Below are 21871 nucleotides of genomic sequence, written 5' to 3' on the forward strand. Positions count from 1 at the left end.
AGGATGTGGGAGGGGGCTTGCTCCCGATCTCGGTTTTTCAGTTAACGCTGGGCTAGCTGACCCTGCGCTATCGGGAGCAAGCCCCCTCCCACAGTGGCAGCGTGTAGCGCCGCCAAATCGCGGTAGCCGGCGTCCGGGTAAATTGCCGAGCTGTTCGGCGGGCCATTCCAGAACCAGCGGGCGTTTGAGTTCGTGCACGCTCATGGCGGTGATGCTCCTGGTGAGGATGTGGGAGGGGGCTTGCTCCCGATCGCGGTTTTCAAGTTAACGCTGGGCTGGCTGACCCTGCGCTATCGGGAGCAAGCCCCCTCCCACAGTGGCAGTGTTTAGCGCCGCCAAATCGCGGTAGCCGGCGCCCGGGTAAATTGCCGAGCTGTTCGGCGGGCCATTCCAGAACCAGCGGGCGTTTGAGTTCGTGCACGCTCATAGCGGTGATGCTCCTGCTGAGGATGTGGGAGGGGGCTTGCTCCCGATCGCGGTTTTTCAGTTAACGCGGGGCTAGCTGACCCTGCGCTATCGGGAGCAAGCCCCCTCCCACAGTGGCAGTGTGTAGCGCCGCCAAATCGCGGTAGCCGGCGCCCGGGTAAATTGCCGAGCTGTTCGGCGGGCCATTCCAGAACCAGCGGGCGTTTGAGTTCGTGCACGCTCATAGCGGTGATGCTCCTGCTGAGGAGGTGGGAGGGGGCTTGCTCCCGATCGCGGTTTTCAAGTTAACGCTGGGCTAGCTGACCCTGCGCTATCGGGAGCAAGCCCCCTCCCACAGTGGCAGTGTTTAGCGCCGCCAAATCGCGGTAGCCGGCGCCCGGGTAAATTGCCGAGCTGTTCGGCGGGCCATTCCAGAACCAGCGGGCGTTTGAGTTCGTGCACGCTCATAGCGGTGATGCTCCTGGTGAGGATGTGGGAGGGGGCTTGCTCCCGATCGCGGTTTTTCAGTTAACGCGGGGCGTGCTGACCCTGCGCTATCGGGAGCAAGCCCCCTCCCACAGTGGCAGTGTTTAGCGCCGCCAAATCGCGGTAGCCGGCGCCCGGGTGATTCGGTGCCAGACGTGCGCCATCGCCAAACAGCTTCTCGCGCAAGGTGCCCTGGGCGTATTCGGTCTTGTACACACCGCGCTTTTGCAACTCCGGCACCAGCAGGTCCACGGCGTCGATAAAAGTCTCGTGGGTCAACGCGTAGGCGAGGTTAAAGCCGTCCACATCGGTCTCTTCAACCCATTCCTGCAACAGGTCGGCGACGGTCTGCGGGCCGCCGACGAACAGGGGGCCAAAGCCACCGATGCCGACCCAGTCGGCGAGTTCGTTCGGCGTCCAGACCTTATTCGGGTCGGCGGTCGAGAAGGCTTCCACCGCCGATTGAATCGCGTTGGTGTGCACGTGCTTGAGCGGTTCATCCGGTTTGAATTGGCTGAAGTCGATGCCGGTCCAGCCGGAGATCAGCGCCATCGCGCCTTCGTAGCTGACGTAGGCTTTGTATTCGTCGAACTTGGCCTTGGCCTTCGCGTCGGTCTCGCCAACGATCACCGTCTGCAAATTGAAGATGAGGATTTTTCTCGGATCACGCCCGGCCTCGGCGGCGCGGCGGCGTATATCCGCAACGGTTTTTTTCAGCAGCACCTTGGACGGCGCCGCCACGAACACGCACTCGGCCTGCTCGGCGGCGAACTGCTTGCCACGGCTGGACGCGCCGGCCTGGTAAAGCACCGGTGTGCGCTGCGGCGAGGGTTCGCACAGGTGAATGCCGGGCACCTGGAAGTGTGAGCCGATGTGGCGAATCTCATGGATTTTGCTCGGGTCGCTGAAAATCCGGCGGTCGCGGTCACGCAGGACGGCGCCCTCCTCCCAACTGCCTTCCCAGAGTTTGTAGCAAACCTGCAGGTATTCCTCGGCATAATCGTAGCGCGCGTCGTGTTCGGTCTGGGCTTTTTGGCCGAGGTTCTTTGCGCCGCTTTCCAGGTACGACGTGACGATGTTCCAGCCAACGCGGCCTTTGGTCAGGTGGTCAAGGGTCGAAAGCCTGCGCGCAAATGGGTACGGATGCTCAAACGACAGCGATGCGGTCAGGCCAAAACCCAGGTGCTGGGTGACCATCGCCATCGGCGCAATCAGCGACAGTGGGTCGTTGACCGGCACCTGCGTGGCCTGGCGAATGGCTGCATCACCGTTGCCGTTGTACACGTCGTAAATGCCCAGCACGTCGGCGATAAACAGGCCGTCGAACTTGCCGCGCTCAAGAATTTTCGCCAGGTCGGTCCAGTATTCAAGGTCTTTGTACTGCCACGAGCGATCCCGCGGATGTGCCCACAGACCGGGGGATTGGTGGCCGACGCAGTTCATGTCGAAGGCGTTCAAACGAATTTCACGCGACATTAAACAGTGCTCCCTGGTGCGACGCCGTTGAGGTGGTAGTTGCCGACAAGCTGGTACTTCAAGCGCAATGGGTCATCCGGGCTCGGCGGCAGTGCGCTGCGTTGGCCGGTGAGTTCGAACTCGGCATTGCTGGCGAAAATCAGCGCTTCAGCGGCGGCAATTTGCGCCTCGGTCAACGCGACAGGGCTCGGGTGGCGCTCGGCGCGTTCGAGCAATGCCGCCGCCACCTCAACGCGGATTTGCCAGTCGCCGAAGCGGCTGATCACGTAAGGGTCATCGCTGGTCTGCACCCAGCGTCGGGTGCTTTCGAGCAGTTGGCGCGCGTGGTTCAGTGCGGTCATGGTCAAGGGTCCTCAGTTCCAGGCGTGGCGCGCAGGCTTCACGCCGTTGAGCACGAAGTTGCCGATCAGGTGGTATTTCCAGCGGGCCGGGTCATGCAGGGTGTGGGTGCGCGCGTTGCGCCAGAAGCGGTCGAGGTTGTGTTTGCCGGTCACCGAGCGGGTGCCGGCCAGTTCGAAGAGTTTGCTGGCGGCGAGCAATGCGGTTTCAGCCGACAACACTTTGGCTTGGGCCACCACCAGTGAGGCGCTGGCCACGCTGTCTTCGCTGGGTTCGGCAAGCGCCTGGTCGACCGCCAAACCGGCTTTGGCGAGGATCGCTTCGGTGCCGTGCACGCGCCATTCGAGGTCGCCGATGGCGGCGATGGTGAACGGGTCTTGCCAGCCGTGATCGAGCTGGCTGTCGATCCATGGCCGGGCCTGACGCGCGTAAATTTTCGCCTGCTGCAGCGCGCCCACGGCAATGCCGGTGTCGACCGCGGCCTGAATAATCTGCGAGATCGGGCCGTTGGCGGTGGGTTGATCGAAGGCCAGGTGCGCGGGGATCACCGCACTGCGCGGCACCGTGACACCGTCGAGGGTCACGCCGCCGCTGGCCGTGGTGCGCTGGCCGAAGCCATCCCAGCTATCAATCACGCTGAGGCCTTCGGCATCGCGCTCGACGAAGGCGATAAAGGCCTGTTGGTCCTGGTTATTGCCGACGGTGGGCACGATGTGCGCGAACAGTGCGCCGGTGCAGTAAAACTTTTCACCGTTGATTTGCGCAGTGTCGCCGTGGAAGCGGATCTGGGTGTCAAAGGTGCCGGCGTTTTTGCTGTTGGCTTCGGAGAACGCATTGCCAAAGCGGTAGCCGGCCAAGACCTTGCCGAAGTAGTAACGCTTTTGTTCTTCCGTCGCGGTTTGCAGCAGGATGTCGACCACGCCGAGGTGGTTCTGCGGGATTTGCCCCAAGCTGGGATCGGCGGCCGAGATCAACTTGATCACCTCGGCCACGGTCACATAGGACACACCTGCGCCGCCGTAAACCTTGGGAATGGTGATGCCCCACAAGCCACTGGCGGAAAACTCGTCGAGTTCGGCAACCGGCAGGCGCCGCTCGCGGTCGCGCACGCTGGCGTCGACGGCAAAGCGCTCGGCCAAGCGAGCAGCCACCTCGATGGCTTCGGCGTCCGAACGGATGATATGGGCAGGGTGTTGAGGGTGGGCTGACATGGGCCGACTCCAGGCTCCGATGAGATACCTGGGTGATTGCAGGAGTCGTGCCTGAATTTAATCGTCAATAAAATCAGTAGCTTGCCGCTAAAACATCGAAAACAGCGCGCCTGCAGGCAGGCAAAGTGTGCATCCACTGTTGCCGGGCAAACAGTTAGATCACGACGTTACGCACAAAGCGCACCGCGACTTCACCATCATTGCGATAGGCGTGGGGCTGGCGACTGGCAAACATGAAGAACTCACCGGCGGCGAGGGGGTGTTCTTCGGTGTCGAGGATCAGCGTCAGGCTGCCTTCGAACACAAACACCTGCACGCTCCAGCCTTCCGGGTCAGGCTCGGAACTGTAGCGGTCACCCGGTTCCAGGCGCATCTCCCACAATTCGACTTCGCGCCGGGCGACTGCCTTGGCCAACAACACGGCCTTGCTGCCGGAAATATCACCGGCCCAGGCCAGCTCGTTGATGCGGCTGTGATCGCCCGCGTCCGGCGCCTGGATCAAGTCGCTGAAGGCCACGCCCAACGCTTCGGCCACGCGGTCCAGGGTCGACAGGCTGACGTTTTTCTCGCCGGCCTCGATGGCCACCAACATACGCCGGCTGACCCCGGATTTTTCCGATAGCGCGGTCTGGCTCATGTCAGCAGCATGGCGCAAGCGCCTAACGTTCTGGCTGACGTGCTGTAGCACAGACGCCCGGTGTGGATTTTCTTTGTGCACTATATTGCTCATAGGGTAGGTGTGCGCAGTATACTGCCCAGCATGCGGCGCATTGTGCGGTCCGCGCCCTTCCCTTGCAAGACCGAGCCACCATGACCTCTGCCAACTCCTCCGCGCGTTTCAAGCGTTTCAGCAAAGCCGAATGCATCCTGGTGGTGATCACCATGATTTGGGGCGGCACCTTTTTGCTGGTGCAGCACGCCCTGACCGTCAGCGGGCCAATGTTTTTCGTAGGCCTGCGTTTTGCGGCGGCGGCGATTGTGGTCGGTTGCTTTTCGTTGCGCACGCTGCGCGACCTGAGCCTGTTTGAACTGAAAGCCGGCGCCTTCATTGGCGCCTCGATCATGTTTGGCTACGGCATGCAGACCATCGGCCTGCAAACGATACCGAGCAGCCAATCGGCCTTTATCACCGCACTCTACGTGCCCTGCGTCCCGCTGTTGCAGTGGCTGGTTTTGGGCCGTCGCCCAGCGCTGATGCCGAGTATCGGCATCATGCTGGCGTTTGCCGGGTTGATGCTGCTCACCGGCCCTGCCGGCGCCTCGCTGAATTTCAGCCCCGGCGAAATCGCCACGCTGATCTGTGCGATTGCGGTAGCCGCCGAAATTATTCTGATCAGCGCGTATGCCGGACAGGTCGATGTACGCCGGGTGACCGTGGTGCAACTGGCCACCGCGTCGCTGTTGTCGTTTCTGATGGTGGTGCCGATGGATGAAGCGCTGCCGGATTTTTCATGGTTGCTGCTGTTCAGCGCCGTCGGGCTGGGCTTGACCAGCGCGATCATCCAGGTCGCCATGAACTGGGCACAGCGCAGTGTTTCGCCGACCCGCGCCACCTTGATTTACGCCGGTGAACCGGTATGGGCCGGCGTGATCGGGCGAATTGCCGGGGAGCGTTTCGCGCCGCTGGCGATAGTCGGGGCGGCATTGATTGTGGTGGCGGTGATCGTGAGTGAGCTGAAGACACGCAGCTCAAAGACACAAGACGATGCTGAAAGCCCCATCGAACGCGAAAGCCGGGGGTGAGCTGCAAGCTACGAGCTACAAGCTACAAGCTACAAGCTACAAGCTACAAGCTGCAAGCTGCAAGCTGCAAGCTGCAAGCTGCAAGCTACAAGCTACAAGCTACAAGCTGCAAGCTACAAGCTGCAAGCTGCAAGCGGCAAGCTACAAGCGGCAAGCGGCAAGCGGCAACGAATACTCGCCCTGCTACTCTCTTGTAGCTTATAACTTGTAGCTTACAGCTGCTCTTGAACGGTTTTGTAGGATCCTGCCACATCTTGCCGTTTGGTGATCGAGAAAGCGGCACGTATGATGCATCCCAAACTCCCGCAGATTAGAAGCCTATGTCCCTGATAGTTCTACTGCTTCTGCCTTTTATCGGCAGCTGTCTGGCGGCCTTGCTGCCGCACAATGCACGCAACACCGAATCCCTGCTGGCCGGCCTTGTGGCCCTGGTCGGCACCATTCAAGTCGCCCTGCTCTACCCGCAAATCGCCCACGGTGGCGTGATCCGCGAAGAATTCATGTGGTTGCCCAGCCTTGGGCTGAACTTCGTGTTGCGCATGGACGGGTTTGCCTGGCTGTTCTCGATGCTGGTGTTAGGCATCGGCACGCTGGTGGCGCTGTATGCGCGGTACTACATGTCGCCCGACGACCCGGTGCCGCGTTTCTTTGCGTTTTTCCTGGCCTTCATGGGCGCGATGCTCGGCCTGGTGATCTCCGGCAACCTGATTCAGATCGTGTTCTTCTGGGAACTGACCAGCCTGTTCTCGTTCCTGTTGATCGGCTATTGGCACCACCGCGCCGATGCGCGCCGGGGTGCGTACATGGCGCTGATGGTCACCGGTGCGGGCGGTTTGTGCCTGCTGGCCGGGGTGATGTTGCTGGGGCATATCGTCGGCAGCTACGACCTCGACCAGGTGCTGGCGGCGGGCGCGCAGATTCGCGCGCACTCACTGTACCCGGTGATGCTGGCGCTGGTGCTGATCGGCGCGTTGAGCAAAAGCGCGCAATTCCCCTTCCACTTCTGGCTGCCCCACGCGATGGCGGCACCGACCCCGGTTTCAGCCTATTTGCATTCGGCGACGATGGTGAAGGCCGGCGTGTTCCTGCTCGCCCGCCTGTGGCCGGCGCTGTCCGGCAGCGAAGAATGGTTCTGGATCGTCGGCGGTGCCGGCGCCATTACCCTGCTCCTCGGCGCGTACTGCGCGATGTTCCAGAATGATCTCAAGGGCCTGCTGGCCTACTCCACCATCAGCCACCTCGGGCTGATCACCTTGTTGCTCGGCCTCAACAGCCCGTTGGCCGCGGTCGCTGCGGTGTTCCATATTCTCAACCACGCCACCTTCAAGGCCTCGCTGTTCATGGCCGCGGGGATCATCGACCACGAAAGCGGCACGCGGGACATTCGCAAGCTCAGTGGCCTGGTCAAGCTGATCCCGTTTACCGCGACCCTGGCGATGGTCGCCAGTGCGTCGATGGCTGGGGTGCCGTTGCTCAATGGCTTCCTGTCCAAAGAAATGTTCTTCGCCGAAACCGTGTTTATCTCCGCCACCGCCTGGCTCGAAATCGCCCTGCCGGTGATCGCCACGGTGGCCGGTACGTTCAGCGTCGCCTACGCGTTGCGCTTCACAGTGGATGTGTTCTTCGGCCCGCCCGCGACCAACCTGCCGCATACCCCGCACGAGCCGCCGCGCTGGATGCGCGCGCCGGTGGAGTTGCTGGTATTCACCTGCCTGCTGGTGGGGATTTTCCCCGCGCAAGTGGTCGGTTCGATCCTCGCCGCTGCGGCATTGCCGGTGGTCGGCGGCGTGCTGCCCGAATACAGCCTGGCGATCTGGCACGGCTGGAACGCGCCGATGATCATGAGCCTGGTGGCCATGTCCGGTGGCGTGGTGCTCTACCTGATGTTGCGCAAGCAGCTCAAGCTGGGCCGCTTTAAATACCCGCCCATCATCAGTTACTTCAACGGCAAGCGCATGTTCGAGCGCAGCCTGGTGGTAATGATGCGTGGTGTGCGCAAGATCGAGAAGCGCATCAGCACCAAGCGCCTGCAAACCCAGTTGTTCCTGCTGGTGCTGGCGGCAGTGATCGCCGGCTTGATCCCGATGCTCAACAGCGGCATCAGTTGGGGCGACCGGCCGAAAATACCCGGCTCGATTGTGTTCGTGACCCTGTGGCTGCTGGCAATTGCCTGCGCCCTCGGCGCCGCCTGGCAAGCCAAATATCACCGGCTGGCGGCCCTGACCATGGTCAGCGTGTGCGGGCTGATGACCTGCATCACCTTTGTATGGTTCTCGGCGCCGGACCTCGCGCTCACGCAATTGGTGGTCGAAGTGGTCACCACCGTGCTGATTCTGCTGGGCCTGCGCTGGCTGCCACGGCGCATCGAAGACGTCTCGCCACTGCCCAGTTCGTTGCGCAAGGCGCGCACTCGGCGCCTGCGTGACTTGCTGCTGTCGACCGTGGTGGGTGGCGGCATGGCGTTGCTGTCTTACGCGATGCTGACCCGCCAGACGCCCAACCACATCTCCTCGTTCTACCTCAGCCGCGCCCTGCCCGAAGGCGGCGGCAGCAATGTGGTGAACGTGATGCTGGTGGACTTCCGTGGCTTCGACACCCTCGGCGAAATCACCGTGCTCGGCGCCGTGGCGCTGACGGTGTATGCCCTGCTGCGGCGCTTCCGCCCGTCCAGGGAAAGCATGCGACTGCCGGCACAACAGCGCCAACTGGCGCCGGACGCGTGCACCGACCTGATCAACCCGCGCCAGGCCAGCGATACGGCATTGGGCTTTATGATGGTGCCGGCAGTGCTGGTGCGCCTGCTGCTGCCGATTGCGCTGGTGGTGTCGTTTTACCTGTTCATGCGCGGCCACAACCAACCGGGCGGCGGCTTTGTGGCGGGGCTGGTGATGTCGGTGGCGTTCATTCTGCAATACATGGTGGCCGGCACACAGTGGGTGGAAGCACAGATGAGCCTGCGGCCAATGCGCTGGATGGGCTTCGGCCTGTTCTCGGCGACCCTCACCGGGCTCGGCGCGTTGTTTGCCGGTTACCCGTTCCTGACCACGCACACCTGGCATTTCAGCCTGCCGGTGCTCGGCGACATTCATATCGCCAGCGCACTGTTTTTCGACGTCGGCGTGTACGCCATGGTCGTCGGCTCGACGCTGTTGATGCTCACTGCCCTCGGTCACCAATCCGTGCGGGCCCACAAACCGAGCAATCAGGCCAAAGCCGTTGCCGCATCGCAAGGAGCCGCCTGATGGAAGAAGTCATCGCAATCGCCATTGGGGTGCTGGCGGCGTCCGGCGTCTGGCTGATCCTGCGGCCACGAACGTTCCAGGTGGTAATGGGCCTGTGTTTGCTGTCGTACGGGGTCAACCTGTTCATTTTCAGCATGGGCAGCCTGTTTATCGGCAAGGAACCGATCATCAAGGACGGCGTGCCGCAAGACTTGCTCAACTACACCGATCCACTGCCGCAGGCCCTGGTGCTGACGGCCATCGTGATCAGCTTCGCCATGACCGCGTTGTTTCTGGTGGTGCTGCTCGCATCCCGCGGCTTGACCGGCACTGACCATGTAGACGGCCGGGAGCCCAAGGAATGAATTGGGTCAACCAACTGATCGTTGCACCGATCCTGCTGCCATTGCTCACGGCCGCATTGATGCTGATGCTGGGCGAAAAACGCCGACCGCTGAAAGCCCAGATCAACCTGTGTTCCAGCATCCTCGGTTTGGGCATCTCGATCCTGTTGCTGTATTGGACGCAAAAAGGTGGCCCCGGCTCGATCGGCGTGTACCTGCCGGGCAACTGGCAGGTGCCCTTCGGCATCGTGCTGGTGGTGGACCAACTGTCGGCGCTGATGCTGGTGCTCACCGGGGTTATCGGCGTCAGTGCGCTGCTGTTCGCCATGGCCCGCTGGGACCGCGCCGGCACCAGCTTCCACGCGCTGTTCCAGATCCAGATGATGGGCTTGTACGGCGCCTTCCTCACGGCGGACCTGTTCAACCTGTTCGTGTTCTTCGAAGTGCTGCTGGCGGCGTCCTACGGTTTGATGCTGCATGGCTCGGGCCGCGCGCGCGTGTCGTCGGGGCTGCATTACATCGCGATCAACCTGCTCGCGTCGTCGCTGTTCCTGATCGGCGCGGCGATGATCTACGGCGTCACCGGCACGCTGAACTTTGCCGACCTGGCGCTGAAAATCCCGCTGGTGCCAGAGGCTGATCGCGGCCTGCTGCATGCCGGTGCGGCGATTCTGGCGACTGCGTTCCTGGCCAAAGCCGGTATGTGGCCGCTGAACTTCTGGTTGGCGCCCGCCTACTCCTCGGCCAGCGCGCCGGTGGCGGCGATGTTTGCGATCATGACCAAAGTCGGCGTGTACACCGTGCTGCGCCTGTGGACCCTGCTGTTCTCCGGCCAAGCCGGTGCGTCGGCGTTGTTTGGCGGCGACTGGCTGGTGTATGGCGGCATGGCGACGATTATTTGCGCGGCACTGGCGATGGTCGCGGCGCAACGACTGGAACGCATGGCCAGCTTGAGTATTCTGGTGTCGGCCGGGATTCTGCTGTCGGCAGTCGGTTTTGCCCAGCCAAGCCTGACCGCCGGGGCGCTGTTCTATCTGGTCAGCTCGACGCTGGCCTTGAGCGCGCTGTTCCTGTTGGCAGAACTGATCGAGCGCTCGCGCTCGGCCAATGACCTGCCGCTGGATGAAGAAATCGATGCGCTGCCCAAGGCCATGGAATCGTTGCACCCACGCCCTGGCGTCAACCTGGACGATGAGCAAAAAGCCGTGGTCGGCCAAGTGATTCCCTGGACCATGGCCTTCCTCGGTCTGAGTTTTGTCGCCTGCGCGCTGCTGATTATCGGCATGCCGCCGTTGTCCGGGTTTATCGGCAAGCTCAGCTTGTTGAGCGCGCTGGTCAACCCGATGGGCCTGGGCAATGCGCTGGAAGAACCGATTCGCCCAGCCGCCTGGGGCCTGGTGGCGCTGTTGATTTTGTCTGGCCTGGCCTCGCTGATCGCCTTTGCCCGCCTGGGCATCCAGCGCTTCTGGACGCCCGAGGAGCGCCCCTCGCCGCTGCTGCGCCGCTACGAGTGCGTGCCGATCTTCTTCCTGCTGGGCCTGAGCATCGTCTTGACCTTCAAGGCTGAACCGTTGATGCGCTACACCCAAGCCACCGCCGAAAGTCTGAACAACCCGGAAGGCTACGTGATGGCCGTGATGGCGACGCGCCCGATCCCGAGCCCTGAAGCCCAGGCTGCGGCCATGGAGGTGCAGCCATGAAACGTCTGTTCCCTGCGCCGTGGTTATCGCTGGCACTGTGGCTGCTGTGGTTGGTACTCAACCTGTCGGTGAGCCCCGGCAACCTGCTGCTGGGCGCGTTGATGGGCTTTCTGGCGCCGCTGCTGATGGCGCCGTTGCGCCCGTTGCCGATTCGTATCCGTCGCCCTGGCGTGATCATCCGCCTGTTCTTGCTGGTGGGCCGCGACGTGATCATCTCCAACCTGCAAGTGGCGTGGGGCGTGCTGACGTGCGGTTCGCGCCCGCCGCGCTCGCGGTTTATCAAAATCCCCCTGGACCTGCGCGACGCCAACGGCCTGGCGGTGCTGTCGATGATCACCAGCGTCACCCCTGGCACGGTTTGGTCAGAGCTGGCGCTGGACCGCAGCGTGCTGTTGCTGCACGTGTTCGACCTGGATGACGAAGCGCTGTTTATCCAGCACTTCAAACACGCCTATGAACGGCCCCTGATGGAGATCTTCGAATGAGCACACTGCTCTCCAATGCGATCTTGCTCAGCCTGTTTCTGTTCTCGCTGGCCATGGTGCTGACCCTGGTGCGCCTGTTCAAAGGCCCATCGGCGCAAGACCGGGTGCTGGCGCTGGACTACCTGTACATACTGGCGATGCTGATGATGCTGGTGCTCGGCATCCGCTACGCCAGTGACACCTACTTTGAAGCGGCGTTGCTGATTGCGCTGTTTGGCTTCGTCGGGTCGTTTGCCCTGGCGAAATTCCTGCTGCGTGGGGAGGTCATTGAATGATGCCGTTATGGGTTGAAGTGATCGTGGCGGTGCTACTGGTGCTGAGCAGCCTGTTCGCACTGATCGGCGCGATTGGATTGCTGCGCATGAAAGACTTTTTTCAGCGCATGCACCCACCGGCATTGGCCTCGACGCTGGGCGCATGGTGTGTGGCGCTGGCCTCGATTGTGTACTTTTCGGTGCTCAAATCCGCACCGGTGCTGCACGGCTGGTTGATCCCGATTTTGTTGTCGATCACTGTGCCGGTGACCACTCTGCTGTTGGCCCGCACCGCGCTGTTCCGCAAGCGTATGGCCGGTGACGAGGTGCCCGCCGAAGTCAGCAGCCGCCGCTGATTCAAGGTGGCAGGGGGCCGCACGCCGCCCCCTCCAAAACCTCAAATCAAGGCCAATGCGTTAGCGTAGATATTGGTCGGAGGATACCCGCCTTGAGTCCCCCACACCTCTTCGCGCCCATTGATCACTGCAAGGGAATGCCCGACCATCCGACCGTCGATTAGCATGCCGTGAGTCACCACACCCAACTGCCCACGCGCCAAGTGTGCAACGCTGGTGACTTGAATGTGAGCACTCAGGCCCAGGCGCTGCAAACCATCCCAGCGATTCGCGTCACCATCATTGATGCTGCTTAATGCATGGCCGAAACTCTGACGGGCGTAACCGTCGTTGTTTTCCATCTGCGCGCGTTTGGCACTCGCCGCATACAGAAAATGAGCATCAGCCAGTATCGCCTGATTATTGCCCTTGTAATCAGATCTGCGGGCGGCCACCTCCAACTCGCCCTTGGACAGGTGGAGCGTGAAGCCGTCGCGCATCTCCACGTTGTAGCCATCGCCCGCCAACTTCACCTGTTTGAAAATATCAGTGGGCTTCTGGCCAAACCTCATCATTGCAACCTTGGTGGCTGCAACCGTGATGCAGTTTCCGTCCTTACCTTGGCTGAAACCACTCCAGATATTGCCGGGTGCGTTGCCCACGCCGGGCTTCCTTCCCGGTGTGCGTGTATCGGTGTAGTAGTCAAACTCAACCACGCGCTGAGCAACTGCCCTGTTACTCATGACCGCTGGCCTGCGCAGTGCAGGCCTGTCGAAAGCAGGTGCCCGGCCGCTATCACGCGGCGCTGCGGCGGCAGGCAAATCACCTGCGTCCGGGAACATTTGCTGCACGGACTGACGAATTGCCGCCTCGGACGCCAGGTAGACGTCCAGTGTATTAATCAACTTATCGATATCGTGCTTGAACGTACCGCCGCCTGCCTGTTCTCGAAGCACCTTCAAGCTGTCAGACAAACGTTGCGCCGTTTGCGACTTCGCGCTGGGCGCCGCATTAAACAATTCATTGCCCAGCTGTTTCATCGCAGCCATGTCAGGCGCAATGGACACCGACTTCGATTGCCCTACAGTTGGCGCATACCCGGCGCCCCTATCTCCCGTCCCTGCCACCCCTGAATTCCACATCTGCAACGCTCCCGGCCAGTTGGAGAGCCCGCAAGGCCCTCACTTGCTCAGTGGTGAGCTGGCCGTTGGGGGTTCCATACGCCTGTCAGCGTGCAGGCCTGTGCATCGTGGGTGTTTTCGCGACAAGTCGAGCACACGCCGGCTCATTCCTACCCTTCGCTCGGCGAAGATCATCGAGCCCATGACCCAAGCGTTTCCCTCGCACCCAAAAAAAAGCCCCGAACCAGTCGGGGCGTTTTTCATTCAGCGTTTACCCATCAGGCTTGATCAGCCAAGCGCCACGTGGTTCCACCTTTGCCGTCTTCCAACACCACACCCATCGCGGTCAGTTGGTCACGAATACGGTCAGATTCCGCCCAGTCCTTGTTGGCACGCGCGGCCAGACGCGCTTGAATCAGCGCATCCACCTGAGCCGCGTCTACACGCCCTTCGGCGCCGGCCTGCAGGAAGTCGTCGGCTTGCATTTGCAGCACGCCGAGTACGCTGGCCAGCTCTTTCAAGCGCGCAGCAAGCCCGGCCGCTGCATCGATGTCAGTCTCACGCAGGCGGTTGATCTCACGCACCATTTCGAACAGCACGGCACACGCTTCCGGCGTGCCGAAGTCGTCGTTCATCACTTCGGTAAACCGCGCGACAAACGCCTCGCCACCGGCAGGTGCCACGGCGGGCAAGCCTTTCAACGCATGGTAGAACCGCTCCAGGGCGCCTTTGGCATCCTTGAGGTTGTCTTCCGAGTAGTTGATCGCGCTGCGGTAGTGGCTCGACACCAACAGGTACCGCACCACTTCGGGGTGGTACTTTTCGAGCACGTCGCGAATGGTGAAGAAGTTGTTCAAGGACTTGGACATCTTCTCGCCATTGATGCGGATCATGCCGCAGTGCATCCAGGCATTGGCGTAGGTCTTGCCGGTGGCGGCTTCACTTTGCGCGATTTCGTTTTCGTGGTGCGGAAACTCAAGGTCGCTGCCGCCGCCATGAATGTCGAAGGTCTCGCCCAGGCAGCAGGTGGACATCACCGAGCATTCGATGTGCCAGCCCGGACGCCCGGCGCCCCATGGCGACGCCCAGCTCGGCTCGCCGGGCTTGGTGGCTTTCCACAGCACGAAGTCGAGTGGGTCTTGCTTGGCCTCGTCGACCTCGATACGCGCGCCGATGCGCAGGTCTTCGATTTTCTTGCGCGACAGCTTGCCGTAGCCCATGAACTTGGCGACGCGGTAGTACACGTCACCATTACCCGGCGCGTAGGCGTAACCCTTGTCGATCAGGGTTTGAATCATCGCGTGCATGCCGGGAATGTGGTCCGTGGCGCGCGGTTCCATGTCCGGCTTGAGGATATTAAGGCGCGCCTCGTCCTCATGCATCGCGGCGATCATGCGCTCGGTCAGCACGTCGAACGACTCGCCGTTTTCGTTGGCGCGGTTGATGATCTTGTCGTCGATGTCGGTGATGTTGCGCACGTACGTCAAGTCATAGCCGCTGAAACGCAACCAGCGGGTCACCAGATCGAAGGCAACCATGCTGCGGCCGTGGCCGATGTGGCAGTAGTCGTACACGGTCATGCCGCACACGTACATGCGCACCTTGTTGCCATCCAGCGGCTTGAAGACTTCTTTGGTCTTGCTGAGTGTGTTGTAGATCGTTAGCACAACGGCTTCCTTAGAGAATCACTGGCCCCACGAATCACGCAAGGTCACGGTACGGTTGAATACCGGCTGACCAGGTTTTGAGTCCTTGATATCTGCGCAGAAGTAACCTTCGCGCTCGAACTGAAAACGGTCTTCCGGCTGTGCGTCGGCCAACGATGGCTCGGCGCGACAACCCGTGAGTACTTGCAGGGAGTCAGGGTTGATGTTGTCGAGGAAACTGGCGCTGTCTTCGGCCTTCTCCGGGTTCGGCGAGCGGAACAGGCGATCGTACAAGCGCACTTCGCATTCGATGCTGGCAGCCGCCGGCACCCAGTGGACCACGCCCTTGACCTTGCGGCCTTCCGGGTTCTTGCCCAGGGTGTCCGGGTCGTACGAGCAGCGCAGTTCGACGATGTTGCCGTCGGCGTCCTTGATGGCTTCGTCGGCACGGATCACGTAACTGCCGCGCAGGCGCACTTCGCCGTTCGGCTCCAGGCGCTTGTAGCCTTTTGGCGGTTCTTCCATGAAGTCATCGCGGTCGATGTAGATTTCACGCGAGAACGGCAGCTTGCGTATGCCCAGCGCTTCATTTTGCGGATGACGCGGCAGTTCGAGGTGATCGACCTGGTCTTGCGGGTAGTTGGTGATCACCACCTTCAACGGGCGCAGCACGCACATGGCGCGCGGAGCGTTCGCGTCGAGGTCCTGGCGGATGCTGAATTCGAGCATGCCGAAGTCAACCACGCCGTCGGAACGGTTGGTGCCGACCATGTCGCAGAAGTTGCGGATCGACGCCGGCGTGTAGCCACGACGGCGGAAGCCCGACAGGGTCGACATGCGCGGGTCATCCCAGCCATGCACGTGCTTTTCATCCACCAGTTGCTTGAGCTTGCGCTTGCTGGTGATGGTGTAGTTCAGGTTCAGGCGGCTGAACTCGTACTGACGCGGGTGCGCCGGTACCGGCAGGCTGTCGAGGAACCATTCATACAGCGGGCGATGGCTTTCGAACTCCAGCGTGCAGATCGAGTGGGTGATGCCTTCAATGGCGTCCGACTGACCGTGGGTAAAATCGTAGTTCGGGTAAATGCACCACTTGTCACCGGTCTGGTGGTGGTGGGCATGGCGGATGCGGTACATGATCGGGTCGCGCAGGTTCATGTTCGGCGAGGCCATGTCGATCTTGGCACGCAGCACACGGGCGCCATCGGCGAACTCACCGGCGCGCATGCGGGCGAACCAGTCGAGGTTCTCTTCAACCGAACGGTCGCGGAACGGGCTGTTTTTACCTGGCTCGGTCAGGGTGCCACGGTATTCCTTGGCCTGCTCTGGGCTGAGGTCGTCGACGTAGGCCTTGCCGGCCTTGATCAGCTCGACGGCCCAGTCGAACAACTGGTCAAAATATTTGGACGCATAGCGCACTTCACCGGACCATTCAAAACCCAGCCACTTGATGTCGCTTTCGATGGCGTCGATGTATTCCTGGTCTTCCTTGGCCGGGTTGGTGTCGTCGAAACGCAGGTGCGTCACGCCACCGAATTCCTGGGCCAGGCCGAAGTTCACACAGATCGACTTGGCGTGACCGATGTGCAGGTAGCCGTTAGGCTCTGGCGGGAAACGGGTGACGATCTGCGTGTGCTTGCCCGAATCCAGGTCCGCCTGGATGATCGGGCGCAGGAAATTGACCGGGACGGCAGGTCCGGCCTTGGCATTCGAGGTAGGGTCGACAGTGGGCTTGCTCATAGGATCCTTGAACAGACGAAGTACTTGGCCAGACCAGAGGTGGGGGCCGATAAAACAAAGGGCTTATCATAGCCGAAGCGGTCAAGCCGCTGACAGAGCGTGGCCAAAAACTGCTGCATTTAATGCATGGGCGGTAAAAAACCACCTCGAAATTCCTGTCGGGCACGCTAAACTGCGCGACTTGGCCTACGTTTAGCCAAACAGGTGCGGCGCCCTGGCGTCCAAACCCACGAATTCCCTGAAAAGAGTAGTGAACATGACTCAAGTCAAACTGACCACCAACCACGGTGACATCGTCATCGAGCTGAACGCCGAGAAAGCGCCGATCACCGTCGCCAACTTCATCGAATACGTGAATGCCGGCCACTACGAAAACACTGTTTTCCACCGCGTCATTCCTAACTTCATGGTCCAGGGCGGCGGTTTTGAGCCAGGCATGAAAGAAAAGAAAGACAAGCGCCCAAGCATTCAGAACGAAGCGGACAACGGCCTTTCCAACGAAAAATACACCGTCGCCATGGCGCGTACCATGGAGCCGCATTCGGCCTCTGCACAGTTCTTCATCAACGTGGCCGACAACGCTTTCCTCAACCACAGCGGCAAGAACGTGCAGGGTTGGGGTTATGCCGTGTTCGGTAAAGTGACCGAAGGCACAGACGTTGTCGACAAAATCAAAGGCGTGTCCACCACGTCCAAGTCTGGCCACCAGGATGTCCCGGCTGAAGACGTAATCATCGAGAAAGCCGAGATCGTTGGGTGATATTGCTGATTTCAGATTTGCATCTGGAAGAGGAGCGCCCGGACATCACCCGGGCGTTTCTGGATCTACTCCACGGCCGCGCCCGTGGCGCCCAGGCGTTGTACATTCTGGGGGACTTCTTTGAAGCCTGGATCGGCGACGATGGGATGACGCCTTTCCAGCGTTCCATCTGCCAGGCGTTGCGCGAGCTGAGCGACAGCGGCACCCCGATTTTTATCATGCATGGCAACCGGGACTTCCTGATCGGCAAGGCGTTCTGCAAAGCTGCAGGTGCCACCTTGCTCAAGGACCCGAGTGTCGTGCAGTTGTACGGCGAACCTGTGCTGTTGATGCACGGCGACAGCCTCTGCACCCGCGATGTGGGTTATATGAAACTGCGGCGCATCCTGCGTAACCCGCTGGTGCTGTTTATCCTGCGTCACTTGCCGCTGCGTACCCGTCACAGACTGGCGCGCAAGCTACGCAGTGAAAGCCGCGCGCAGGTGCGCATGAAAGCCAACGACATTGTTGATGTAACGCCCGAGGAAGTACCGCGGGTGATGCAGCAATTTGGCGTGCGCACGCTGGTCCACGGCCATACGCACCGCCCGGCCATTCATAAGTTGCAGATTGGCGAGCAGGCGGCCAAGCGTATTGTGTTGGGTGACTGGGACAAGCAGGGCTGGGCGCTGCAAGTGGACGAGCAAGGGTTTCAGCTGGCGGCGTTTGAGTGTGTGAACCCGCAGTTGGCGTTGCCTGGGGCTGTGTAGTGCCGACCCGATCTGCCACGCAGGAATCAGGTTTGTGGCTTGGGTTTTGGGTGCATATCCGTTGTTGAGTTTCTGGCTTATATCGGTTCCGCTCTTACAGCGGGTCACTTTTGAAAAGCGCAAAAGTAACCAAAACGCTCTTGCCCCACCACTCGGCTCCTCGCTTAGGCTCGGTGTGCCCTCACTCCGACATTACGGAGCGGGCCGCCGCGATGGGCCATCCTTGGCCCAGCGCGGCTAAACCGGCGTCCTGCCGGTTTACCCGCTCCGTAATATCTGCGTTCGGCCATCGTGGTTTAACGGGGCGCCTTAGATCAAGATCAAAAGCAGGCGGCCCGAAAGCCGACCCAATCTCCCACGCTGAATGCGGTCAAATGTGGGAGATTTTATGGCTGAAAAAGCAGGACGCAGAGCGTCCGGAGCGGCATTACCACGCAGAGCGTGGGAACGATCATCTAAGCCGACCCAATCCCCCAAGCAGAATGTGGTCAAACTGTGGGAGGGGGCTTGCTCCCGATGGCGGTGGGTCAGTCAATTCATGTATCAACTGTAAAACTGCTATCGGGAGCAAGCCCCCTCCCACAAAAAGCAAAAAAAAGCAGATCTGCTGTGTATGCAAAACTGCCGTTGATCTGCTTCAACCACTCAGGTCGGCTTTCAGGCCGCCGTGCTTTTGCTTTTGATCTTTGTGATCTTGATCTGAGAAGCGCCCCGTTAAACCACGATGGCCGCCCACAGGCTTGAATCCGTGGGTAACCCGGCAGGACGCCGGGTTAGCCGCGCTGGGCCAAGGATGGCCCATCGCGGCGGCCCACGGATTCAAGCCTGTGGGCGGGCATGCCGAGCCTAAGCGAGGCACCAAGTGGTGGGGCGAGGACCTTTTGGTTACTTTTGGGTCCTTTCAAAAGTGACTCGCTGTAAGAGCGAAACCGATATAAGCCATAAACTCAATAACGGATATACACGAAAACCCAAAGAACACCCCAAGCCCGTTTCCCGCGCAACAGCGCAACATCAAAGATGCAGTGGAACCTCCCACAAAAAGCACAACTCCTGTCCCTGCAAACCCCGCATTTGACCAGCTTCAACCACTCATCGAGTCAGGCCGTTAGTGCCCGGAAGCCTCCGGCCCCGCCTTCGCCCCAAATGGCGGCTTCGCCAGCCACACCAACAGCATCAAGCCCATAAACATCCACCCCAGCAACGTAAAGTAATCCACGGTAGACATCATGTACGCCTGGCTGCCGAGAATCTGGTCCAGCTGCGCATACGCCGTGTGCCCTGCCCCGCCCAGCGCATTCAGCGCGTCGCGGGTCGCCGAGTCATAGGTGGTGATGTTCTCGCTCATATACGCATGGTGCTGGTTTGCTCGGCGAATCCAGATCCAGGTCGTCAGCGACGCCGCGAAGCTACCGCCCAGCGTACGCAAGAAGGTCGCAAGACCGGCGCCATCGGCAATCTGGCTGGGCGGCAAGTCGGACATCAGGATGGTCAAGGTCGGCATAAAGAACAGCGCCACGCCGATGCCCATGAATAGCTGGACCATGGCGATGTGCTGGAAGTCCACCTCATTGGTGAACCCCGCCCGCATAAAGCAGCTCAAGCCAATCGCCAGGAACGCCAGGCCAGCCAGCAGACGCAGGTCGAACTTGTGCGCATATTTGCCCACAAACGGCGACATCAACACCGGCAGAATCCCGATCGGTGCCACCGCCAGGCCCGCCCACGTCGCGGTGTAACCCATCTGCGTTTGCAGCCATTGCGGCAGGATCAGGTTGATACCGAAAAAGCCCGCATACCCCAGCACCAGCACGGCGGTGCCGATGCGAAAGTTACGGTAGGCGAATAAACGCAGGTTAACCACCGGGTGTTTATCGGTCATCTCCCAGATCACAAACACCGCCAGGGCAATCGCCGAGATTGCCGCGCCGATGATGATGAAGTTGGACTCGAACCAGTCCAGGTCGTTGCCCTTGTCGAGAATGATCTGCAAGGCGCCGACGCCGACGATCAGGCTGAGCAGACCGACGTAGTCCATTGGCTGGTAACTGGTGACCACGGGGCGTTTCTTCAATTGCGAACGCACCACCATCACCGCGAAGACGCCGATCGGCACGTTGATAAAGAAGATCCACGGCCAGCTATAGCTGTCGGTGATCCAGCCGCCGAGGATGGGGCCGGCAATCGGCGCCACCACCGTGACCATCGCCAATAACGCCAGGGCCATGCCGCGCCTCGCCGGCGGGTACACCGCGATCAGCAAGGTCTGGCTCATCGGGTACAACGGGCCCGCGACCAAGCCCTGCAGCACCCGAAAACCGATCAGCTCCGGCATCGAGGTGGAAATACCACAGAGAAACGAGGCCACCACAAACAGCAGGGTCGCCCACAAAAACAGCTTCACTTCGCCAAAACGCCGGGCTAACCAGCCGGTCAGTGGCAAGGCAATGGCGTTGCTCACCGCAAATGAGGTGATTACCCAAGTGCCCTGCTCTGAACTCACGCCCAGGTTGCCGGAAATAGTCGGCAACGCCACGTTGGCGATGGTGGTGTCGAGCACCTGCATGAAAGTCGCCAGCGACAGGCCAATAGTGGCCATCAGCAGGCTCGGCGGCGTGAAAGAGGCCTTACTGTCCATTAGCGTTGCGCAGCCTTGGGCGCGGCGAGGCTGTTGTCATGGATCAACTGGTTGATCATGGCGTCGGCTTCGCCCAATTGGCGCTCGTACACATTGGTGGTGAACGTGGCTTTTTGCGGCGGCTGTTGCGCCAGTACCGGGCCGCTCTGGTCGTGCAAGTCGACGTTGACCAAAGTGCTCAAGCCCACGCGCAGCGGGTGCTTGGCCAGTTCTTCGGGGTTGATATGGATGCGCACCGGTACGCGCTGCACGATCTTGATCCAGTTACCCGTGGCGTTCTGCGCCGGCAGCAGCGCAAAGGCACTGCCGGTACCGGCGCCAAGGCTGTCGACGGTGCCGCTGAACTTAACATCGCTGCCGTAGATATCCGACTCGATGTCCACGGGCTGGCCGATCCGCATGTCGCGCAGTTGGGTTTCCTTGAAGTTGGCGTCGATCCACAGCTGGTTCAGCGGGATCACCGCCATCAGCGCCGTGCCTGGCTGCACACGCTGGCCCAGTTGCACGGTACGCTTGGCCACGTAGCCGGTGACCGGCGCGATCAAGGTGCTACGCGCATTGGCGAGGTACGCCTGACGCAATTGCGCGGCGGCGGTTTGCACATCCGGGTGGGATGAAATCACCGTGTCGTCGACCAACGCATTGGTGGTTTTCAGCTGTTGCTCAAGGTTGGTCAATGCGTTCTTGGCGGCCGTCAGGCTGTCGCGTGCATGCGACAATTCTTCTTGGGAAATCGCGCCGCCCTGAGCCAGGGTTTTACGCCGATTGAAGTTGTCCTGGGCGGTTTGCACGTCGGCTTTCTGGGCGTTGACCTGGGCTTTCATGCCATCGACGTTGCTGTACAAGCCGCGCACCTGGCGCACGGTGCGGGCCAGGTTGGCCTGGGCACTTTGCAGGCCGACGGCGGCGTCATTCGGGTCGAAATTGATCAGCACTTGCCCTTCGTGGACCAGGTCGCCATCGTCGGCGCCGATGCTGACCACGGTGCCGGTGACCAGCGGGGTGATTTCCACCACGTTGCCATTCACATAAGCATCGTCGGTGCTTTCGTAGAAGCGCCCGTAAAGCTTATACCAGCCCCACACGGCGGCAGCGGCAAGCATCACGATCAGCGCCAGGCCAATCAGCATGATTTTGCGTTTGCGTGGGTTGCTGTCTGTTTTGGGTTGCTCTTCAGGTTGCTCTGTTGCGTTATTGCTGTCGGCAGTGGCCATTACA

18 protein-coding genes are annotated in these 21871 nt (G+C 60.9%); 9 read left to right on the forward strand and 9 right to left on the reverse strand.

What is annotated here, in order from left to right:
* Positions 1-933: 933 nt before the first annotated feature.
* The 4 genes from AO240_RS23375 to AO240_RS23390 all read right to left on the reverse strand — a co-directional run bounded on the left by AO240_RS23375 (position 934) and on the right by AO240_RS23390 (position 4635).
* Positions 934-2367, reverse strand: coding sequence for an LLM class flavin-dependent oxidoreductase (locus AO240_RS23375; protein ID WP_099239620.1), 1434 nt, complete (start codon positions 2365-2367; stop codon positions 934-936).
* Positions 2367-2708 carry an acyl-CoA dehydrogenase gene (locus tag AO240_RS23380; RefSeq protein ID WP_099239622.1) on the reverse strand — a complete coding sequence of 114 codons (342 nt, stop codon included), beginning with the start codon at positions 2706-2708 and terminating at the stop codon, positions 2367-2369. Before AO240_RS23380 ends, AO240_RS23375 begins: the two co-directional genes overlap by 1 nt.
* Positions 2709-2720: 12 nt before the next feature.
* Entirely contained in the window at positions 2721-3917 is a 1197-nt protein-coding gene (locus AO240_RS23385) for an SfnB family sulfur acquisition oxidoreductase (RefSeq protein WP_099239624.1), read from the reverse strand.
* 154 nt (positions 3918-4071) lie between these two features.
* The gene (locus tag AO240_RS23390; protein ID WP_099239626.1) at positions 4072-4635 is read right to left on the reverse strand and encodes a helix-turn-helix domain-containing protein; all 564 of its coding nucleotides are present in this window, start codon (positions 4633-4635) and stop codon (positions 4072-4074) included.
* Between the two features lie 92 nt (positions 4636-4727).
* On the opposite strand from AO240_RS23390, the gene AO240_RS23395 reads away from it, so the two are divergent.
* From AO240_RS23395 to AO240_RS23430, 7 genes are all read left to right on the forward strand, one after another.
* Positions 4728-5660 carry a DMT family transporter gene (locus AO240_RS23395; RefSeq protein ID WP_099239628.1) on the forward strand — a complete coding sequence of 311 codons (933 nt, stop codon included), beginning with the start codon at positions 4728-4730 and terminating at the stop codon, positions 5658-5660.
* A 320-nt stretch (positions 5661-5980) separates the two neighbouring features.
* A complete protein-coding gene (locus AO240_RS23405; RefSeq protein ID WP_099239632.1) occupies positions 5981-8902 on the forward strand; it encodes a monovalent cation/H+ antiporter subunit A in 2922 nt (973 codons plus the stop codon).
* The gene (locus AO240_RS23410; RefSeq protein ID WP_003192163.1) at positions 8902-9246 is read left to right on the forward strand and encodes a Na+/H+ antiporter subunit C; all 345 of its coding nucleotides are present in this window, start codon (positions 8902-8904) and stop codon (positions 9244-9246) included. Before AO240_RS23405 ends, AO240_RS23410 begins: the two co-directional genes overlap by 1 nt.
* Entirely contained in the window at positions 9243-10925 is a 1683-nt protein-coding gene (locus AO240_RS23415) for a monovalent cation/H+ antiporter subunit D (RefSeq protein WP_099239634.1), read from the forward strand. The genes AO240_RS23410 and AO240_RS23415 overlap by 4 nt, the downstream gene beginning before the upstream one ends.
* Positions 10922-11410: a Na+/H+ antiporter subunit E gene (locus AO240_RS23420; protein ID WP_099239636.1), complete on the forward strand. Its 489-nt coding sequence runs from the start codon at positions 10922-10924 to the stop codon at positions 11408-11410. The genes AO240_RS23415 and AO240_RS23420 overlap by 4 nt, the downstream gene beginning before the upstream one ends.
* Positions 11407-11685, forward strand: a complete 279-nt coding sequence (locus tag AO240_RS23425) for a K+/H+ antiporter subunit F (RefSeq protein WP_099239638.1) — start codon at positions 11407-11409, stop codon at positions 11683-11685. Before AO240_RS23420 ends, AO240_RS23425 begins: the two co-directional genes overlap by 4 nt.
* Positions 11682-12020 carry a Na+/H+ antiporter subunit G gene (locus AO240_RS23430; protein WP_058415553.1) on the forward strand — a complete coding sequence of 113 codons (339 nt, stop codon included), beginning with the start codon at positions 11682-11684 and terminating at the stop codon, positions 12018-12020. Before AO240_RS23425 ends, AO240_RS23430 begins: the two co-directional genes overlap by 4 nt.
* A 41-nt stretch (positions 12021-12061) precedes the next feature.
* Here the strand turns inward: AO240_RS23430 and AO240_RS23435 are convergent, their stop codons facing one another.
* The 3 genes from AO240_RS23435 to AO240_RS23445 all read right to left on the reverse strand — a co-directional run bounded on the left by AO240_RS23435 (position 12062) and on the right by AO240_RS23445 (position 16506).
* Positions 12062-13048 (reverse strand): hypothetical protein, encoded by a 987-nt coding sequence (locus tag AO240_RS23435; RefSeq protein ID WP_099239640.1) that lies wholly within the window; start codon positions 13046-13048, stop codon positions 12062-12064.
* A gap of 350 nt (positions 13049-13398) precedes the next feature.
* Positions 13399-14787, reverse strand: a complete 1389-nt coding sequence (gene cysS, locus AO240_RS23440) for a cysteine--tRNA ligase (RefSeq protein ID WP_099239642.1) — start codon at positions 14785-14787, stop codon at positions 13399-13401.
* A gap of 18 nt (positions 14788-14805) precedes the next feature.
* Positions 14806-16506: a glutamine--tRNA ligase/YqeY domain fusion protein gene (locus tag AO240_RS23445; RefSeq protein WP_099239644.1), complete on the reverse strand. Its 1701-nt coding sequence runs from the start codon at positions 16504-16506 to the stop codon at positions 14806-14808.
* Positions 16507-16762: 256 nt separating this feature from the next.
* Between AO240_RS23445 and AO240_RS23450 the strand changes: the two genes are divergently transcribed.
* Positions 16763-17266, forward strand: a complete 504-nt coding sequence (locus tag AO240_RS23450; RefSeq protein WP_058415558.1) for a peptidylprolyl isomerase — start codon at positions 16763-16765, stop codon at positions 17264-17266.
* Positions 17263-18015, forward strand: coding sequence for a UDP-2,3-diacylglucosamine diphosphatase (gene lpxH, locus AO240_RS23455; protein ID WP_099239646.1), 753 nt, complete (start codon positions 17263-17265; stop codon positions 18013-18015). Before AO240_RS23450 ends, lpxH begins: the two co-directional genes overlap by 4 nt.
* 1108 nt (positions 18016-19123) lie before the next feature.
* Here lpxH and AO240_RS23460 read toward each other — a convergent pair.
* Together AO240_RS23460 and AO240_RS23465 are read right to left on the reverse strand one after the other, a co-directional pair.
* The gene (locus AO240_RS23460; protein WP_099239648.1) at positions 19124-20653 is read right to left on the reverse strand and encodes a DHA2 family efflux MFS transporter permease subunit; all 1530 of its coding nucleotides are present in this window, start codon (positions 20651-20653) and stop codon (positions 19124-19126) included.
* Positions 20653-21867, reverse strand: a complete 1215-nt coding sequence (locus AO240_RS23465; RefSeq protein ID WP_099239650.1) for an efflux RND transporter periplasmic adaptor subunit — start codon at positions 21865-21867, stop codon at positions 20653-20655. The genes AO240_RS23460 and AO240_RS23465 overlap by 1 nt, the downstream gene beginning before the upstream one ends.
* Between the last annotated feature and the right edge of the window lie 4 nt (positions 21868-21871).

It is taken from the genome of Pseudomonas sp. ICMP 460, assembly GCF_002723595.1.
GTDB classification, from domain to species: domain Bacteria; phylum Pseudomonadota; class Gammaproteobacteria; order Pseudomonadales; family Pseudomonadaceae; genus Aquipseudomonas; species Aquipseudomonas kitaguniensis.

Excerpts from the sequence above, each read along its gene's own strand:
- AO240_RS23375 (WP_099239620.1), bottom strand. The coding sequence starts at position 2,367 with ATGTCGCGTGAAATTCGTTTGAACGCCTTCGACATGAACTGCGTCGGC.
- AO240_RS23380 (WP_099239622.1), bottom strand. The coding sequence starts at position 2,708 with ATGACCGCACTGAACCACGCGCGCCAACTGCTCGAAAGCACCCGACGC.
- AO240_RS23385 (WP_099239624.1), bottom strand. The coding sequence starts at position 3,917 with ATGTCAGCCCACCCTCAACACCCTGCCCATATCATCCGTTCGGACGCC.
- AO240_RS23395 (WP_099239628.1), top strand. The coding sequence starts at position 4,728 with ATGACCTCTGCCAACTCCTCCGCGCGTTTCAAGCGTTTCAGCAAAGCC.
- AO240_RS23405 (WP_099239632.1), top strand. The coding sequence starts at position 5,981 with ATGTCCCTGATAGTTCTACTGCTTCTGCCTTTTATCGGCAGCTGTCTG.
- AO240_RS23410 (WP_003192163.1), top strand. The coding sequence starts at position 8,902 with ATGGAAGAAGTCATCGCAATCGCCATTGGGGTGCTGGCGGCGTCCGGC.
- AO240_RS23415 (WP_099239634.1), top strand. The coding sequence starts at position 9,243 with ATGAATTGGGTCAACCAACTGATCGTTGCACCGATCCTGCTGCCATTG.
- AO240_RS23420 (WP_099239636.1), top strand. The coding sequence starts at position 10,922 with ATGAAACGTCTGTTCCCTGCGCCGTGGTTATCGCTGGCACTGTGGCTG.
- AO240_RS23425 (WP_099239638.1), top strand. The coding sequence starts at position 11,407 with ATGAGCACACTGCTCTCCAATGCGATCTTGCTCAGCCTGTTTCTGTTC.
- AO240_RS23430 (WP_058415553.1), top strand. The coding sequence starts at position 11,682 with ATGATGCCGTTATGGGTTGAAGTGATCGTGGCGGTGCTACTGGTGCTG.
- AO240_RS23435 (WP_099239640.1), bottom strand. The coding sequence starts at position 13,048 with ATGGCTGCGATGAAACAGCTGGGCAATGAATTGTTTAATGCGGCGCCC.
- AO240_RS23445 (WP_099239644.1), bottom strand. The coding sequence starts at position 16,506 with ATGAGCAAGCCCACTGTCGACCCTACCTCGAATGCCAAGGCCGGACCT.
- AO240_RS23450 (WP_058415558.1), top strand. The coding sequence starts at position 16,763 with ATGACTCAAGTCAAACTGACCACCAACCACGGTGACATCGTCATCGAG.
- AO240_RS23460 (WP_099239648.1), bottom strand. The coding sequence starts at position 20,653 with ATGGACAGTAAGGCCTCTTTCACGCCGCCGAGCCTGCTGATGGCCACT.
- AO240_RS23465 (WP_099239650.1), bottom strand. The coding sequence starts at position 21,867 with ATGGCCACTGCCGACAGCAATAACGCAACAGAGCAACCTGAAGAGCAA.